Annotated in this window: 11 protein-coding genes and 1 pseudogene; 1 reads left to right on the top strand and 11 read right to left on the bottom strand. The window is 43.9% G+C overall.

The genetic code is table 11. The features are described 5' to 3' along the window. Window positions 1-79: 79 nt before the first annotated feature. The 11 genes and pseudogenes from DXD11_RS11505 to malQ form a co-directional block, all read right to left on the bottom strand. Window positions 80-2,476, bottom strand: coding sequence for a cation-translocating P-type ATPase (locus DXD11_RS11505; protein ID WP_118758503.1), 2,397 nt, complete (start codon window positions 2,474-2,476; stop codon window positions 80-82). 423 nt (window positions 2,477-2,899) lie between these two features. Further along, on the bottom strand, window positions 2,900-3,700 hold the full coding sequence (locus tag DXD11_RS11510) for an SDR family NAD(P)-dependent oxidoreductase (RefSeq protein WP_004851555.1): 801 nt from the start codon (window positions 3,698-3,700) through the stop codon (window positions 2,900-2,902). A 379-nt stretch (window positions 3,701-4,079) separates the two neighbouring features. Beyond that, window positions 4,080-4,778 carry an HAD family hydrolase gene (locus DXD11_RS11520; RefSeq protein WP_118758425.1) on the bottom strand — a complete coding sequence of 233 codons (699 nt, stop codon included), beginning with the start codon at window positions 4,776-4,778 and terminating at the stop codon, window positions 4,080-4,082. 2 nt (window positions 4,779-4,780) lie between these two features. Next, window positions 4,781-6,478 carry an extracellular solute-binding protein gene (locus DXD11_RS11525; RefSeq protein WP_118758426.1) on the bottom strand — a complete coding sequence of 566 codons (1,698 nt, stop codon included), beginning with the start codon at window positions 6,476-6,478 and terminating at the stop codon, window positions 4,781-4,783. Window positions 6,479-6,528: 50 nt separating this feature from the next. Next, a complete protein-coding gene (locus tag DXD11_RS11530) occupies window positions 6,529-7,407 on the bottom strand; it encodes a sugar ABC transporter permease (protein WP_117550505.1) in 879 nt (292 codons plus the stop codon). Next, a complete protein-coding gene (locus DXD11_RS11535; protein WP_118650053.1) occupies window positions 7,407-8,801 on the bottom strand; it encodes a carbohydrate ABC transporter permease in 1,395 nt (464 codons plus the stop codon). Before DXD11_RS11535 ends, DXD11_RS11530 begins: the two co-directional genes overlap by 1 nt. Before the next feature lie 107 nt (window positions 8,802-8,908). Then, window positions 8,909-10,210 carry an extracellular solute-binding protein gene (locus tag DXD11_RS11540; RefSeq protein WP_117550501.1) on the bottom strand — a complete coding sequence of 434 codons (1,302 nt, stop codon included), beginning with the start codon at window positions 10,208-10,210 and terminating at the stop codon, window positions 8,909-8,911. Window positions 10,211-10,495: 285 nt separating this feature from the next. Then, window positions 10,496-12,208 carry a sensor histidine kinase gene (locus DXD11_RS11545; protein ID WP_118758427.1) on the bottom strand — a complete coding sequence of 571 codons (1,713 nt, stop codon included), beginning with the start codon at window positions 12,206-12,208 and terminating at the stop codon, window positions 10,496-10,498. 58 nt (window positions 12,209-12,266) lie between these two features. Next, a complete protein-coding gene (locus DXD11_RS11550) occupies window positions 12,267-13,784 on the bottom strand; it encodes a response regulator transcription factor (protein WP_118758504.1) in 1,518 nt (505 codons plus the stop codon). A gap of 204 nt (window positions 13,785-13,988) precedes the next feature. Then, window positions 13,989-16,238 (bottom strand): glycogen/starch/alpha-glucan phosphorylase, encoded by a 2,250-nt coding sequence (locus DXD11_RS14885; protein WP_243105865.1) that lies wholly within the window; start codon window positions 16,236-16,238, stop codon window positions 13,989-13,991. A gap of 48 nt (window positions 16,239-16,286) precedes the next feature. Beyond that, window positions 16,287-17,765: pseudogene (gene malQ / locus DXD11_RS14890) on the bottom strand (4-alpha-glucanotransferase); the annotation flags it as partial. A gap of 175 nt (window positions 17,766-17,940) precedes the next feature. Here malQ and DXD11_RS11560 point away from each other — a divergent pair. Then, the gene (locus DXD11_RS11560) at window positions 17,941-18,825 is read left to right on the top strand and encodes an AraC family transcriptional regulator (RefSeq protein WP_118758429.1); all 885 of its coding nucleotides are present in this window, start codon (window positions 17,941-17,943) and stop codon (window positions 18,823-18,825) included. The last annotated feature ends 57 nt before the right edge of the window (window positions 18,826-18,882 follow it).

Below are 18,882 nucleotides of genomic sequence, written 5' to 3' on the forward strand. Positions count from 1 at the left end.
ACAAACATACTCATAAAAAACAATATTGCTTCTTATGAGTATATCTTAATATTTATTATATTCTTTTTTCGACAATTCTCTACTTAAAAATGTTATATTTCCTTATCTTTCTTCTGATCTTACGTCTGTTCTTCTCGTCTCCAAAGAAGCTGCTGAGCTTTTCAACAAACAATGTCAAATACCTGAACATAGATTCCGCCGCAAATGCAAATACAACCATGAGCAGGAAACATATGTTGGATATCGACTCTATGGCAAACAGCCTGCCGAGGAAAAGGCCACAGAACAGCAGTCCGATTATGTTGATAAGAAGTACACCATACTTCATCTTGTTGAACGGATGGCTGATCTTGATTATTATCATGAATCCGACAACCGCAAGAAGCATTGTGCCGGCTGTGGCTATGTCCTCACTCGGGAGGTTGAAGACCTGTCCGCAGATTACAAGTGCTCCGACCGACAACACATCCGTGAGTCCTGCAGGCAATGCTTTTAACATGACATTTACCATAAAGTTTCCCTCTATACGATTCCTGTTCGGCTCAAGTGCCAGCAGGAATCCCGGCAATCCTATGGTGAACATGCTTATGAGCGATATCTGTGATGGCTCCAGCGGATATGTGATCGCAAATATCGCTGAGAATATGGCCATCAGCAGTGAGAATATATTCTTAACAAGGAAGAGGCTTGCTGATCTCTGTATATTGTTGACCACCTGTCTTCCCTCAAACACCACATATGGCATACGTCCGAAATCCGAATCCAGAAGCACCGTCTGTGCCGCCTGCGCAGCCGCTTCACTTCCAGATGCCATTGCAATACTGCAATCAGCATCCTTCATTGCGAGTATATCATTTACACCATCACCAGTCATGGCAACCGTGTGTTTCTGTTTCTGGAGCGCCCTGACTATGAGCTGCTTCTGTTTAGGCGTAACTCTTCCAAATACTGTATATTTATCCACAGCCTCAGTTATATCCTTCTCAGACGCCAAAGTGGAAGCATCCACATAGTTCTCCGCTCCATCTATGCCTGCCCGCTTTGCCACCTCTGATACTGTGGCAGGGTTATCTCCGGATATGACTTTTATGGCAACGCCCTGCTCTTTGAAATATGTAAATGTGCTCTCTGCATTTTCCCTTATTGGATTTGAAAGCACTATATAACCAATAGGAGATATGCCTCCTAATGGTCTTACCGAACCAGTGGAATCATCGCCTGACTCCGCCATAAGAAGGACTCTGTATCCCTTGCTCTGGTACTCCTCTATCTCTTCGGATATCTCCTCATACCTATCCTTCATTATAAACTCCGGAGCACCAAGCATATAGTCTCCCTCGACAAATGACACCTTACTGTATTTGTTCGCCGATGTGAAAGGCTGTGTCTTGAGCAGTGTCCTGCTGCCCTTCTCTATCTCATTCTTAGCCACATAGGCTCTGATCGCCTCCATTGTGGCATTGTTGTCCTCAATGACCGCCGAGTAATCCGCCAGCAAGTGCGCAAATGCTCTCTTGTCCATCTCGGCATCGCCGCATCTGCCGCTTATCACCAGCTCTGTAACCTGCATACCCGGCTCAGTGATGGTTCCGGTCTTATCCACACAGAGTACATCGACTCTCGCGAGTGTCTCTATACTCTTCATGTCATGCAGTAACACTTGTTTCTTCGCAAGTCTTATTGTGCTGAGCGCAAGCGCAACAGTTGTGAGCAGATAAAGTCCTTCAGGGATCATTCCGAGAACCGCCGCAACCATCGATACAACACTCTTCTTGAATGTCTCTCCATTCATGATATACGCCTGGCAGAACAATATGATTCCCACTGGTATGATGATGATTCCAACCCATTTTACAAGCTTGTTGATGTACCTGATCATCTCTGACTGTTCGCCGTCACCCATGGCCTTCGCCTGGGCTGTGAGCTGTGATATGTATGACTCATTGCCCACCTTGTCAAGCTTGGCATAGCACTGTCCGGACACCACAAAGCTTCCGGACATGAGTCGATCACCTGATTTCTTCTTGATCTCATCCGACTCACCGGTGAGCAGGGCTTCATTTACCGATATACTGCCGCTGAGCACCGTAGCGTCAGCACATATCTGATTGCCTGCCGACAGAATGATGATATCGTCCTTAACCAGTTCCTCTGATTGTATCTGCTGCTGTTCTCCGTCTCTCACAACTATCGAATGCGGCGCATTTAACATACTCATCTTGTCAAGAGTCTTTTTGGCACGCAGCTCCTGAAATATTCCTATAACCGTGTTGCCTATGATGACCGGCAGGAAAGTCAGATTTCTGAATGAACCAACGATACATAGCAGCACCGTAAGTATGAGGAATATAAGATTGAAGTATGTGAGCAGATTGGACTTGACGATCTGCCCCACAGTCTTCTGCGTACTTATATCTGTGTGATTGGTCTGTCCATTGTCGATCCGTTCCCTTACTTCCTCCGAGGTAAGACCCATGATCGGGACTCCCCGCGTATCCAGATTGTTTCCTGAGTTTGTATCCAAATAAAACACCTCTTCCTGTGTATATGGTCGGCAAATGTTATGCATCGAGCAGCATTTTGCATCGACTGTCCATGACATCTCATTATTTCTTTAACAAAATTCTATTATAAGTACTCCGTGTAAGGTTATTCAAGAAGGATGGCAGATATTTCATATTTTTTTAAGAAACCTTGTTTCTCCTTAACGATAAACGGACGGCCATCTGGTTTGAGATATAGTTGATGACTGAGTCGGCTAAACAAAATGAGCATAACACATTTCCCATCTGGGTATTATTGTGTTACGCTCATTTTTTATGCAAGCCGCGAATCAGGATCCGCATCTACGTCATATTCTATTATCATAGCATAAGCCATATTTGATATATTGACTGCTCTATGGTCTCTGTCCCATCGCTCCCTCAAGTGTGATGGTCTCACCACTCATGTACTTGAAATCCGGTGATGCGAGTGCCACGCACGCACGTCCGATCTCCTTCTCTACATCTCCGAAGTGTCCCATAGGCGGCATCTTTACATTTGCCTTGAACGCATCCGGATATGCCTTCTCAAAGTTCTCAAGCTGTGATGTCCATGCGAGAGGACATACTATATTGACATTTATTCCATCAGCTGCCCACTCTGTAGCTGCAACTCTTGTAAGGCCCCTAATGCCTTCCTTCGCTGCCGCATATGCGCACTGTCCGTAATTTCCAAAGAGACCTGCGCCTGATGCAAAGTTAATGACTGAACCCTTTGTCTCCTTCAGATATGGATAGCATGCCTGCATATAGTAAAATGCAGCGTAAAGACCTGAATATATGGCAAGGTCAAACTGTGCTGTTGTGTGATCTGCGATGGTAACGCCTGATGCAGATGCCTGCGCATTGTTGATGAGCACATCTATTCTTCCAAATTCCTTAACTGCCTGCTCCACAACGTTCTTGACGACGCTCTCGTTGTCCGCACCTGCGTTTACATCAGCCTGGACTGCAAGAACCTTGATCCCATATTTGCTCTCAAGCTCTGCCTTTGCATCCTCAAGCTTCTGGACATTACGACCTGTAAGCACCAGATTGGCACCTTCCTTGGCATATGCTGTCGCTATTCCGTATCCGATGGATCCACAGCTTCCATCGCTGAGAACTGCACGTCCGCCTCCTGTTATTATCGCTGTCTTACCTGTTAAAAAACCCATATGTGTACACTCCTTCCCTGGCCATGACTACTTTCTTCACACCGCATAGATTTCTGTCAACCATAACATATATCTATAATTTCATAGCCCATGTCTATTATTATAGCCACACGGCCGCCCCAAAACAACTCCTTCACATACCTTTAAATGAAAATATTTATGCATATCGTTCCTCAGAACACTGGTGATACAGCTTGCAGCAGTTTTATTGCTTCCTATGGTGTTTGACATCAATGGAATCTGGTGTGCTGTGGCCGTAGCGGAGGCTGTGACCCTTGTCATAACTATCACCTTCCTTGTAAAAAATAAAAAAAAATACGGATATTAAACAAAATAAGCCGGAGTATGTGATTTTTAATTATCACGCACTCCGGCATTTTTACATCGCCCTATTCACTATGTTCTTAAGTTCCGGATAGCTGGACACAGCCAGTACATCCTCGTCCGTCTTGTTCTGCAGCGACAGATACCACACTGGTGTCATTCCGGCATTTTTCGCTCCCATGACATCCTTCTTGTAGCTATCGCCCACATAGATGACCTCATCGTTCTTTACGCCCAGCTTTGTAGCTATCATATCAAACATCCTGCGGTTCGGCTTTTCTATACCAGCCTCCTCGCTTGTTATCATTGCGTCAAGTCTGCCCGTAAGTCCAAGTCTGTCTATCTTCCTAAACTGGATATGCGCAGTCATATCTGTACAGATACCAATCTTTATTCCTCTGGCTTTCATATCATCTATAAACTCCAATGCCCCGGGGAATATGGATATCTTGTTCAGGAAATTGTTCCAGAAATAGTTGTACACCTGCAGGTCATATCTAAATGGTGATACCCCCAGGATCTCCAGCATCTTCTGGAAGTACAGCACCCTATTGTGCTGCGCCGCCATATCCCAGGCAGAGAGCTGATCCTTTACCATGTCTCTGCCTTCTTCAAAGGCTTTCATCACTGTCACTTCATCTATATGAAGAAGTTCATTTGCCACATATCTCACAGTGTCTTCCACTGCCTTATCATTCTCGTGAAGGCAGTCGTATAATGTATCATCTAAATCAAATACTATTGCTCTTATCATATCTACTGGCACTCCCTTCGAACTTCCTTGGTGATCGTTGTTCCACCGGTCTTGTACCAATTGTCCACAAAACTGTCAAATTCATCCAGATCTGCTTCACCTGTAACTATCTTCAGGTAAGTGTCGCTCTCCAGATTCTCAAGGTACCACCAGTCTGACACCATGGTCTCGGTCTCCCCGAAGTACAGAGATTCGACTTTATTTGTACGCGCATCATTGAGGATCTTGCACGCAGTTATACGGGATGTATATGCCGCCCAGTCCTCCGATGACGCATTGTCTTCATTCTTAAGATATGAATCACATGCTTCATAATAAGACTGTTCCAGCAGATTCAGATCATCTGGCTGCCTTACGCCAGAGAACACATGGTTCAGCTCGCCATAACATATCTGAAGTGCATTGTTGTAATCCACGTTCATCGCAAGTGGTCTTGCGGTAGGATCCACATTGAGTTTGTAGTAATCCTTTATAGCCTGATTGTCTTTATCCTCATATCTTACATAGTCAAACAGCACACTTATTATCTTGCACACTATCTCCGGGTGCTCATATCCCTTTTTGACAACCACGAAGTTGCCATACGGAACCTGAGTGTGATAACTCGTTGAGCCGTTTTCCTCTGTGGCAAGCAGATATGGTTCCCACTTTGCTGTTGGATCGGCCGCCACAGCGTCCATGAGAGGATTATTTGGAGCCCACCATGGTCCGAAGAACGAACCACACTGTCCATTCACTATGAGTTCTATTATGTTGCTGCTTGTCCGCATGAGGAAATTCTGATCCAGAATCCCTTCCTCGTACATCTCATGTATATGCTCCAGAGCCTTCTTTGCCTCCGGCTGTACAGAACCATACACAACATTTCCGTCCTCATCCTTTATCCACTGTTTTGGAAATGCCCCATATGCGGCAAATACAATGTCGAGCGTGTACTCGCTGCTATAACCACAACCGCCGCAGAGACTTGTGTCTGCCACCAGCCCTACGGTACTTCCTACACCATTATTTCCCGGATCTTTCTCAATAAACTGCCTGATGATCTCCTCCGCATCCGAAAGTGTTCTCGGAGCCTCAAGTCCCAGCTTATCCATCCAGTCTTTTCTAAGCCATATCAGATTTGGTCCATCTGATATATTTGTCTCAGGTATGGCCATGATACGGTCATCAAATGTGACCACATCCATGATACTGCTGCCATAACTCTTATATATGTTCTTTACCGTTTCACTCATGCAGTTGTTATAACTGTCTGTGAGATCCTCGATCATGTCATTTTCCACCAGATACTGCAGCTCATCCATATCTTGGACGATCATCACATCCGGAAGATCCTTCTGTGCTATCACCATGGATACATTGTCATCATACTGATCATCAGCAGCCTCAAATATATCCTGGTTCTGCACATTTAAGATTTCATTTAATATCTGTGTGTATGCGTTATTTTCATACGTTTCTCCCTGTGGGAGATTTGAATTATTTGCACCGGACAGCTTGCCCAGGGTATAGGTGAGCTGTTCCGGATACCTTCCAAGCGGCGTTGTCTCCGCAATATGCATGGCAGACTCATATTCTGCATCTGTGGTCGCCTTAGACGGGTTGGAGGGGGGGTTATTGTCCTGGCAGCCACATATTATTATAAGGGTAATTGTTAGCACACATGTTATTATTTTTTTCAGATACTTCATTGCTGGCATATGCTTTCCTCATTCCACTTAGGTTTTGCAAATAATTTCATATATTATCCTTAACCCTTTACGCCTCCAGACATGCTATCCTTGTAGCACTTCTGCATTAACATAAAGAGAATGATAATCGGTACGGATATCAGCACTGCACCAGCCGCAAATGAGTTGAACCAGTTGTACACATACTCTTTCTCGAGCATGTTCCAAAGTCCGATGGATACTGTGTAATAGTCCTTGTTGGCTCTGCATATAACCTTGGCAAACACGAAATCAATCCATGGTGCAAGGAACGAATTCAGAACCGTATAAACTATGATCGGACGGCTGAGTGGTATGATTATCCTTGTAAATGACTGCCATCTTGTAGCACCATCAAGGTATGCTGCTTCTTCCAGCGACTTTGGTATAGTATCAAAGAATCCTTTGGCGATATAGAATCCAAGTCCTGAACCGCCTGAATATACGAGTACCAGAGCAACCCTGATGAGTGAGCCTTCTGAAAGTCCCAGAACCTTAAGGATGTAATACACTGCTATCATAGCCATGAATCCCGGGAACATTCCAAGTATAAGTGCCACATTCATAAATGGCTTTCTCAGTCTGAAACGCATTCTTGACATACAGTATGAAACTGCAAGCACGAACGCTGTTGATATTATACATGAGAAAATTGCTATTATCAAAGTATTCTTGAACATCTGCATAAAGTTCAGGATACCTGTGTCTGTAAAAAGCTTTGTGTAGTTCGCCAGAGTCAAAGACTTTGGCAACAGAGTTGAAACATACTGTCCTTTCTCTCCTCTGAAGCTTATCATGATTATCCATGCGATCGGCAGTACCCAGATAACCGAAAGGATTACCAGTATGATATGAACCACGATGTCTCCCAGTGTCCATTTGCTTCTTGCTTTAATCTCATTATTATTTGATTTAGCCATTACTGAAATCCCTCCTCATCTTTATATGATGCGGTGTTGTGGTAAGTTACCAGTGACACAACAGCGAGAACTATGAATGTCATGATACCTATAACAGCACCTAAGTTATAGTACTGGTTATCAACCGTCAGCTTATAGAGCCATGTGACAAGAAGGTCTGTCTTTCCGGCAGTCTTTCCAACCGGAGTAGGCGCTCCATTTGACAGAAGGTAGATAACGTTGAAGTTGTTGATATTTCCCGCAAATGTTGTTATCAGATATGGTGCTGTGACAAACAACATATAAGGAAGAGTGATCTTGAAGAAGATCTTTACCGGGCCTGCGCCGTCAACTCTCGCAGCCTCGTATATCTCCTCCGGTATGCTCTGGAGAATTCCTGTGACCTGCATGACGGTAAATGGAATTCCTATCCAGATATTGATGACAATTACCATGACTCTGGCAAGTGTTGCATTGCTCCAGAATGGAATAGCATTGTCGATTATTCCGTTATTTATAAGTAATGTATTGACGATACCATTCTGGCTGAAGATAGTCCTCATCAGAAGAAGTGATACAAACTGCGGAACCGCTGCTGAGAGCATGAAAATCGCTCTCCACATACCTTTTGCCCTGGTTCCCTTTCTGTTGATCACCATTGCGAGTATCATTCCAAGGAAGTAGTTACTGAATGTGGCTGCCACAGCCCAAACAAGCGTCCAGCCAAGCACTGACCAGAATGTACTTCCTATTGCATCACTAAAGTTCAATATCTTTGCAAAATTCTTCAGTCCAACCCAGTTGAATATAACTGTATGTGAATCAAGCTTGCTGTAATTCGTAAATGCCATAAAGATCATGAAAACCAATGGCAATATCGTAAATACAACAACTCCAAGTACAGGAAGAGGAAGAAGAAAAGCATGAAGATTGCTGTCAAACAGACTCTTCACATCGTCCTTGAACTTTGGAACCTTTTTGCCTTTATCCCACAGGCAATACGCTTTGTATGCGCTCTCTATACTTACTACCCAAAGGCAGATGAATGCGAAAATTATAAACAGTGTTGCCACACCGTACAGGAGCATGAGCAGAGAGTTGTCACCCTGTGTATATTCAAATACACCCTTTGCATCATTCCAGACCTTCTGCTGTTCCTGACCACCCAGATGGAAGAGATCCACCAGGAGTGATGCTCCGTGCTTTATCATAAACCATATAAACAGTACCTCAAGTACCAGGTACGAAAATCCCTTTACAAACTGTTTTCTGACTATGCTTCCAAACCCCAAGATCAGAAATGAAATTCTGGTAGCTATGTCTCCATTTGCCACTGCCTGTGCAACGGTATATGGGTAATCAGATCTTCGTATTTTCTTCATTTTACTTTTTTTATTTGTTATAGCCTGAGCCATCCTAACACCTCCGTCTCAAAGTAAATCATTATCTCTTCTTATTACAAGTGCCCCATCACCTGTAGATGAATGGAGCACCTGTTTTTGAAATATATAACTAGTATTTTTTACTGTGCTACATCAGTGTTAAGTGATGTGTTGAATGACTCTGTCATATCTGCTGCGTTGTCATGTGTAACCTCACCATTTACGAGAGACTTACCAAAGTTCTCTGCTGGTGTCCAGTAGTTGCCCATCTTAGGAACAAATGGCTGGATGAATGCTGTTGTATCGAATGTTGCATTCTGAGCTGCTACAAGTGCATCGCCCTTAACTGCATCGCTCTCAAGAAGGCTTGTGTTACATGGAACGATGTTTCTTGCTGTGTAGTGTGACTCCTGTGATGCCTCATTTCCAAGGTAGAGTGCAAGTGCAACTGCAACCTGTGGATACTCACAGTTAGGATTTACAGCGATTGCCTTTGATCCTGCAAATGAGAGGAGCTGCTTGTCCTCACCACCGATCTTGGCTGTTGGCATAACTGCGATTCCGAGATCATCGCCAAGTGCATCGTGTAATGCTGCGTAGTCCCATGAGCCTGAGAACATTGCTGATATTGAACCATCTGTCATACCTGAGATACCAACACCTGACTCATCGTTTACAAAGTTCTTGTTGTTTACAAGATCTACAAGGTAGTCTGTAACAGCCTTGCCGTTGTCGCCACCGAAGTTGATTCCTGCATCATTGTCTGTACCATCACCGAATAATGTTCCGCCATTTGCAAGGTAGAATGCTGCGATGTACCATGAGTTTGTGAGTGGGAATGAAACCTTACCCTTCTCAAGCATTGTATCAAGGCTCTTTACATCATCCTCTGAAAATGTCTTCTTATTGTAGTACATAAACCATGTATTTGTTGTAAATGGCACACCATAGATACCGCCATCAACTGTGATAGAATCTACGATCGCCTGTGAATTTGTTGACTTAACGTAATCTGCTGTGCTTCCGCCGAGCTCTGAGATAGCACCTGCATCGATCAGAGTCTGTAACTGGTCATTTGCGAACATGTATACATCTGCTGACGCTGAAACATCCTGTGTAACAGTCTTTCCTGCATCACCCTCACTACATGTACCATACTCAAATGTGATATCCCAGTTTGGATGCTCTTTCTTGAATGCCTCACATGTTGTCTGTAACCACTCGCCGTAATCAGGTGACTGATCCTCAGCTGGTCCCCATACTGTAAGTGTTGTCTTGATTGCCTCTTCCTCTGAAGCTGCCTCTGTTGCATCTGTAGCCTCTGTTGCATCACTCTTTGCTGCTGTTGTTGACTCATCCTTTCCTGAATCTCCACATCCTGCCAGCATTGACATTCCCATTACACCCGCAAGTGCAACTGCTGCAAATCTCTTAACTCTCATAATCGTTCCTCCTTAAAAATATAGTTTTGACTGAATGTTTTTAACACCTTTGCAGTACCTTTACCTTATGTCATTATTATAGGAAAACGTTTCCAATCCGTATATATCAATGATTTTAGAATCATGTTGGATTTTTTAGATATACTCTGTTTTAATCGAAAGAATGTTAGCAATGTTATTATGCGCACATATGTAGATTTTATTAACAGTATACAAAAAATGTACCTCTTGAGCTTTAATAAGCTTCAAAAGGTACATCCACTCTTCGTATTTTTTATAATTTTTCTAGTTTTCTACTCTCTTTGGGAAGTGGAGCATTACTTTCGTGCCGGCTCCCGGGGTGCTTTCGATCTTCACCGCGTACTTCTCTCCATAATATAGCTTGATCCTCTCGTTTACATTTGACACACCGTAGCCATTGGACGACTTGGACAGGATCAGGGCGGCCTGGGTCTTTGTCATTCCAACTCCGTTGTCTGACACAGTGAAATCAAGAAAATCTCCATTCTCCTTTCCCTCTATGCGTATCTCTCCTCTGCCATCAGTCTTAACGTCAATTCCATGCCCTATCGCGTTTTCAAGCAGCGGCTGAAGTATCAGATTCAATGTTTCATACTTCAGAATACTGTCATCTATGTCGTACACCACATCAAAGCTGTTGTCATGCATGGCAAGCTGGATATCAAGATACGACTTGATATTTGCTATCTCATCTTTGACAAGCAGGATGTTTTTTCCTTTGTTCAGGGCCGTCCTGTAGAATGTGGACAGAGACAGGGTGATCCGGCTTATGTCTTCCTGCTCCGCCTCAAGGGCTTTCCAATTAATCATAGACAGAGAATTATACAGGAAATGCGGATTGATCTGCGCCTGAAGTGCCCTCATCTCGTATTCTTTTTCCTTGATCTTGCTCTGATATACCTCATTGACAGTCTCATCAAGGCGCTTACTCATGCTGTTATAGCCGTTTATAAGATCACCGATCTCATCTGTACTGTCATTTCCTATAACCATGCCCAGATTTCCTGTCTCGGTGGCCTTCATAGTCTTCTGAAGATTTTTGATTCGCTTCGTTATAAATTCTGATACCATATGTATACATAATATACATGCAAGCATACTTACCAGAAGTGCCACCACCGCTATTATAAGTATCGGTCGAACCGATGAGATTATAAGTTTGTTCGGCTTGTATACACATATGTTCCAGCCGGTCGCCTTGGATGTCTTATCTATAAACTGATACCCTGAATTATCCATCTCTCTCAGAACATCGAATTTATCCACATCCAATTCATATGCTGACTGCTCATCGGCAAATGTATTCTTGTTGAATATCATATGTCCATACTCATCCTCTATGATAAGCCCATAATTATCAAACATTGTCTCTGTATAAAACGGTTGAAATACACTGTCATAATCCACGCCTACATACAAAACGCCCTTGGCACCTTTCTGCTCCAGCATAGCCATCCGGCTGACTGAAAATGCAGTTCGGCTTTCCAGATCAATATGCCAGTGTATATTGTTATCCAGATCATCATATGCATGCGTTCCATCCGCCAGATCTTTTAATGGTGCAACTGTTGACCCATGTTTCACATCACTGGCATCAGTATATATCGTGACCTGGTTTACATCCTCATGGAAATACATGATTGATGCCAGCAGAGGATCGATCACCGTACTGAACTGCTCATAATTCTGATATGCCGATTGATCTGCGCTCAGTATCTTTGCAATCGACTGGTTATACGATATATATTTAGAGAGGTTGTTGTATATCTCCAATTCATTGTCCATGGAATCCGTGGTCTGGCTGACATAAGACTCCAAGATTGTTGTCTCCCGGGCCCACAGGATCTTTTTCATCTCCATATATGTTATACCCAGTATTATCATAACAGGCACAAGTCCGGCCAGCAGATAAATAACAACCATTTTGCCAGTCAGCTTCATATCACGAAATCTCTTCTTGACTCCACCTTTGTTCATCTACGATCCCCCTGCTTAACGAGTTCTGCAATCGTCCTTTTCCAAGTCTGCTGTATGTCTACTCACCGCCTGCAACACCGCTCTCCCTGAATTTCTGAGGGCTCACTCCATAAAACTCCCTGAAACTCGAGCAAAAGTAGGATACATTCTGATAACCACACATCGCACCTATATCTACAATCTTCGCCATACTATTCTCAAGCATATCCCTTGCCCGCTCCATTCTGTATGACTTGATAAATTTGCTCAGGTTCTGTCCTGTCTCTTTCTTAAACACTGTGCTGAGATAACTTGGGGCAAGATATACCATATCCGCAAGCATATCTATGCCAAGCTCGCTCCCGTAATTCCTGTAAATATACTGCTTTACTATCTCCACTTCCTTATGTCCGGTCTGACTCTTGTCCTCAAAGCAGGCCGCCAGTCTGTCTATCGCAACCTCAACGAGACCTGTAAGGCTCTGAAAATCCGTCGTCATATACATCTTTTCAACATCTTTGTTAAGATCCGCCTCACTGGTCCCATCTATACTGCCATATATGTCCTTCAAAAGATTTGAGTAGAGAAACTTTATATATATCTGTGAACACTCATTCTTGTGCCTGTACTTTTCACAGAATTTGTCAAAATGTTCCCTGAGTGCCTCCACATCCTTCATCTTGATGTCCTGTTTCATCTGCTTCATGAGTGTGTCATCATCAAATTGGATCATACCCGATGAATCGCTCTCCATATTCGGATAGAAAACTCTGATCTCCGGATGGTAAAATTTATTATCCATAAGTTCATCAAGCTCATCAACCTTCTGTTTCATATCCTCAGGGTTCTCTATATCCGATGAAACTGCTATAAAACATTCCTCATCGTAATCACTTTTAATTATCCTGGCAAGCTCCTGGGCCGTGTAAACCGCATCTGTTTCATCTCCCAGAAAAATAAGTTCCTGTTGTTGATTCAGATTGAGGTATCTCTGTATTCCAAGTGCCATTATCTTCTCATTTTTCTTGAAATCTACATCTCGTCTTCCAAAGAAATCGTGATTAAATTCAACCAGCAGAATTCTCTTAAATCTGGCGAAATTCAGGTTCAGACCGTTGTACTCTCTGCGTATACTCTCTATATCTTCGCCATTTACAAGCATATATAGCGCATGCTCATAAAGGAATTCCATGCTCTTGCTCTTGAGCTCATCCGAGGCTTTAGCCGCCTCCAGCTCATCCACAACCTTCTCCAGCGTCTCCTTAAACTCCTTCGGATCGACCGGTTTCAGTATATAATCCACAACTCCCAGCCTTATTGCTCTCTTAGCATAATCAAATTCATTGCAGCCGCTGAATATCACGCATCTCATTTTCTTCTTCTCATTTACCACATTGTCAATGAGTTCTATACCGTCCATGAAAGGCATCTTCACATCGGTGAGGAGGATATCATAATCCGCCTGACGTATCTTCTCCAATGCATCAAGCCCGTTTACTGCCTCGTCGATATCAAATTCCATATTCAGCTTTTTCAGAAGGAATCTTATCCCATTTCTCTCTATTCTCTCATCATCAACGATCAGTATTCTATACATCTCTCCACTGCCTTTCTTTTTCTTGATGTGAACTGATTTCGTATCACATTCCAACTTTAGTATATTTAATTATAACCGACTTACTTCCTATATGCCACCTAAAACCGCCGCAGGAATTCTTTATTTAAATCAAATGGGGGCATCAAAAGGGGACGGAGGTCCTGATCCCTCCGTCCCCTGATGGGAAATAAACCTGGATTTATATTATAATCTCCAGATGTCCTTATTGTACTCAGCTATTGTTCTGTCTGATGAGAAGAAACCAGCCTTGCTTATGTTGACAAGTGCCTTCTTTGCCCAAGTCTTACGGTCCTCGTAGTCTACAAGTACGCCCTCCTTGGTCTTGATATAATCTTCAACATCGAGGAGTGTCATGAACCAATCCTTTACGATAAGTTCGTTGTGAAGTCTCTCAAGGCTTTCCTTCTGTCCAATCTCAAGGAGCTCATCGCTCACGATAAAATCAACAAGCTTCTTGATCTCAGGCTGCTCATAGTAATCCTTTGACACATAATCAGCCTTTGCATAGTGGTCGATGACTGCCTCGCTTGACTCGCCGAAGAAGTAAATGTTATCCTCGCCGACAAGCTCTCCAATCTCAACATTTGCACCATCTCTTGTTCCGAGTGTAAGCGCGCCGTTCAGCATGAACTTCATGTTTCCGGTACCTGATGCCTCCTTTGATGCAAGTGAGATCTGCTCTGAAATGTCACATGCAGGTATGATCTTTGCTGCCTTTGACACATTGTAGTTCTCGATCATGACAACCTTGAGGTATGGGCTCACCTCTGGGTCATTATCGATGAGCTGCTGCAGGCAGAGGATGAGATGAATGATATCCTTTGCGATGGTGTATGCAGGAGCTGCCTTTGCACCAAATATTACAGTCACAGGAGTCTTTGGAAGATTTCCTGCCTTGATATCGAAGTACTTGTGGATAACCCAGAGTGCGTTCATCTGCTGACGCTTGTACTCATGAAGTCTCTTAACCTGTATATCAAAGATAGAATTCTCATCTATGTCAATGTTCTGTGTCTCCTTAAGGTAATCCTTGAGAACGACCTTGTTCTGCTTCTTGATATCCATGATCTTGCCAAGGACTGCGTCATCATCATAGAACTTAGCGAGGTCATTCAGTTTCTCTGCATCCTTCTTGTAGCCGTCACCGATGAGCTCTGTGATATATGCTGCAAGCTGCTCGTTGCAGTGGAGAAGCCATCTTCTGAATGTGATACCATTTGTCTTGTTGTTGAACTTCTCAGGATAGATCTTGTAGAAGTTGTTCAGCTCAGAATCCTTGAGGATCTCTGTGTGAAGGTATGCAACACCGTTTACGCTGTGGCTATAGTGTATATCAATGTGTGCCATGTGCACTCTCTGATCCTTGTCAATGATATATACGCTCTCATCCTTATATCTGTTACGAACCTTCTCATCCAGTTTCTTGATGATAGGAACAAGCTGTGGAACAACCTTCTCAAGGTAAGCAAGCGGCCACTTCTCAAGAGCCTCTGCAAGGATAGTGTGGTTGGTGTATGCGCACACCTCTGTCACGATCTCTGTAGCCTCGTCAAATGATATTCCCTCAGCGGTAAGAAGTCTGATGAACTCAGGAATCACCATTGAAGGATGTGTATCATTGATCTGAACTGCTGCATAATCAGCCAGGTCGTGAAGATTTGAACCCTTTGCCTTAGCCTCATCAAGAATGAGCTTTGCACCATTTGCCACCATGAAATACTGCTGGTAGATACGGAGAAGATTTCCAGCCTCATCGCTGTCGTCCGGGTACAGGCAAAGTGTCAGGTTCTTTGCAATGTCTGTCTTGTCGAAGTTAATTCCGTCCGGCTCCATGATGGACTCGTCAACGCTCTCGATATCGAAGAGGTGGAGCTTATTTGTTCTGTTCTCGTATCCGGTTACATCTATATCATACATTCTTGACTGGACTTTCAGGTTGCCAAATGTGATCGTGTTGGTAACGTCTGTCTTCTCGAGCCAGCTGTCTGCCTCAATCCAAGGATTTGCAGTCTCCTTCTGATAGTTGTTCTCAAATACCTGCTTGAACAGGCCCATGTGGTAGTTAAGTCCAATTCCATCTCCGTGAAGTCCGAGGGTTGCCATGGAGTCGAGGAAGCATGCTGCAAGTCTTCCAAGTCCGCCATTTCCAAGTGATGGTTCCGGCTCAACCTCCTCTATGTCATAGATGCTCTTGCCATTCTCAGCAAGCACCTGTTTAACCTCGTCAAATACACCAAGGTTGATGAGATTGTTCGAGAGAAGCTTTCCAATGAGGAACTCTGCTGAGATATAATAAACCTTCTTCTGTCCCTCCTCTGAAACCTTTCCGTCTGCTAGCTTCTTTGTCATATCAAGGAGTGCGAAGTATATCTCCTCATTTGTACAATCCTTGATCTCCTTGTTGTATTTCTTCATGCAAATGTCCTTTAACATAATATCCTCCTTACAAATATACGTCTTCACCCTGTTTCTTCCATACAGTCTGGTGAGATCCCTTAATTTATCTATATGTTTCTGTGTAAATTCCCATGTTGCTCCCTTGGTAAGCCGCCACTTCCAGTTGCCGCCAAGCGTTGATGGATAGTTCATTCTGGCACTGTTGTCCTTGCCAAGAATATCCTGCATCTGAAGTATGACCGTGTCCGCTGAACTCATGTAAAGCGCGTGTATCATCTTCTCCGCCACATCATCCAGACTGTCAGCCATGAGGTATTTCATCATATATTCCTGAAGATCTTCACTCTGTCCGCTGATGTAGCTTTTCAACATGTCATTGTCGTGGGTTCCGATATATGCTACGTAGTTCTTGGCGTGATTGTGTGGCAGATACTCATTTGCCGTGTTGCCGTCAAATGCAAATTCCAGAACCTTCATGCCCGGATAACCTGACTCATTCACAAGCTTCTGAACCTCAGGCACAACCACACCGAGATCCTCTGCGATGACCTTGGATGAGCCGATCGCACTGTCTATCGCATCGATGAGCTTCTTTCCCGGTCCCTGTCTGTAGTAGCCATCCTTCGGCTCGCCATTTGCCGGGATGCTGTAGTATCTGACTATTCCGATAAAGTGATCTATACGGATCACATCGTAGAGCTTTGCCGATGCAGCAATCCTCTTCTTCCACCATGCGAAATCATCCTTCTCCATGACATCCCAGTCATAGATCGGGTTGCCCCACTTCTGTCCGTAGCTTGAGAACATGTCCGGTGGGCATCCTGCCACAACCGCCGGTGCAAGGCTTCCGGACAGCTGGAACTGGTCCGTGTTCGCCCACACATCAGCACTGTCCAGTGCCACATAGATCGGAATATCTCCAATGATGCTTATGCCGTTTCTGTTGGCGTACCCTTTTAATGGCATCCACTGCTCGTAGAACTTGAACTGAAGGAATTTGTAGAATTCCACGTCTTCACCAAGCTTTTCTCTGTAAGCTGCCATAGCCTCCGGCTTTCTCTTCTTGATCGCCGGTTCCCACGCAAGCCATTCTCTGTTGTTATGATCAGCTTTGATCGCCATATACAGCGCATAGTCATCTATCCACTGTTCATTTTCCTTTATGAAATCTGCGTAACCCCTGCTGTCTTTGTGCTCTGATCTGCCAAATGCTTTTCTGAGTACTTCAAATCTCTGTCTGTACAGTCTGGCATAGTCGATCTCGTCATCACTGTCAGCCCATTTGTAGGATTCTACCTCCTCCTTTGTGAGAAGTCCTTCCTCTATCAATGTATCCAGATCGATAAAATACGGATTGCCCGCAAATGCTGAAAATGACTGATATGGACTGTCACCAAAGCTTGTAGGTCCTATCGGAAGAACCTGCCAGTATTTCTGGCCTGCACGTTTCAACATATCGACAAACTCGTAAGCATCTTTTCCCATGGTTCCTATTCCGTACGGTGATGGGAGACTGCTTATCGGCAGGAGTATTCCTGCGCCACGCTCCAACGCTTTATTCATCTCTGATACCTCCTAAACAGTTCCTGTTATGGCTTGTATTTTATTAGCATTTCCCCTTTTATGCTTGCATTATATAAGCAATTAATTGTACAATTCTATCATCTTGATGATGTACAAAAGGTAAAAGCTGTAAAAAATCGTCGAATTTATGAACAAAAAGGAGGCACATGGTTATATGAACAGTCTTGAATACGAAAATCTTCTGGAGAATAAGACCCATGCGGACCCGATGTTTCCGTACAATACTTACCTGTGCTCCATACCACTTGACTTCAATTCTGTGTCTCTGCACTGGCATGAATTTATGGAGATTATCTATATCAAAAAAGGCAAGGGAAATGTGACTGTGGACTTCACAACTCACTATGTTGAGGAGGGTGACATAGTCATTATCCTGCCAGGACACATTCACGGAATCTCCCAGCACGAAGGCTATTCAATGGAATATGAGAATATTCTTTTCTCCGTCGACATGTTCAGATCCAGAAATCACGACTCACTGGACAGCGAGTTTTTCCTGCCTCTGCTGGCGGGCGACTTGGATATCAAGAGTATTTATGACAGGGACGATCCATTATATCCGTCTCTTTCCGCGTGTCTTAACAGGGTAGACAAGCTCTGCTCAGAGACGCCAAAGGGATACCACCTTGCACTTAAGGGATGCTATTTTGAATTCTTCTACATTCTCTATGCCAACTCCACCGCAAGGGATGAGGCAGACAGGAAGAACCGAGCCAGGGATCTGGAGAGAACAAAACTCATCCTCTCCTACATAGACGAAAATTACAAAGAGGCCATATCCATAACGGATATAGCCTCCTACTGTGGATTCTCTGAATCCCATTTTATGCGATTTTTCAAGAACACCATGGGGGTGTCATTTGTGTCATACCTGAACGACTTCAGGCTGAATGTCGCCGCAAGACTTCTCTCCTCCAATGACGAGAGTATACTCTCCGTTGCGGAGAACTGCGGATTCTTCAACCTTTCCTACTTCAACAGAATGTTCAAAAAGAAATACGGCGTGACTCCGGGCCGGTACAGAGAAACTCACAACTGACAACAGAGCGTATATTCCCTACTGAAAAGTCACCACTCAAACTGCGCCATGCATACT

The organism is Coprococcus sp. TF11-13 (assembly GCF_003481085.1).
GTDB classification, from domain to species: domain Bacteria; phylum Bacillota; class Clostridia; order Lachnospirales; family Lachnospiraceae; genus Coprococcus; species Coprococcus aceti.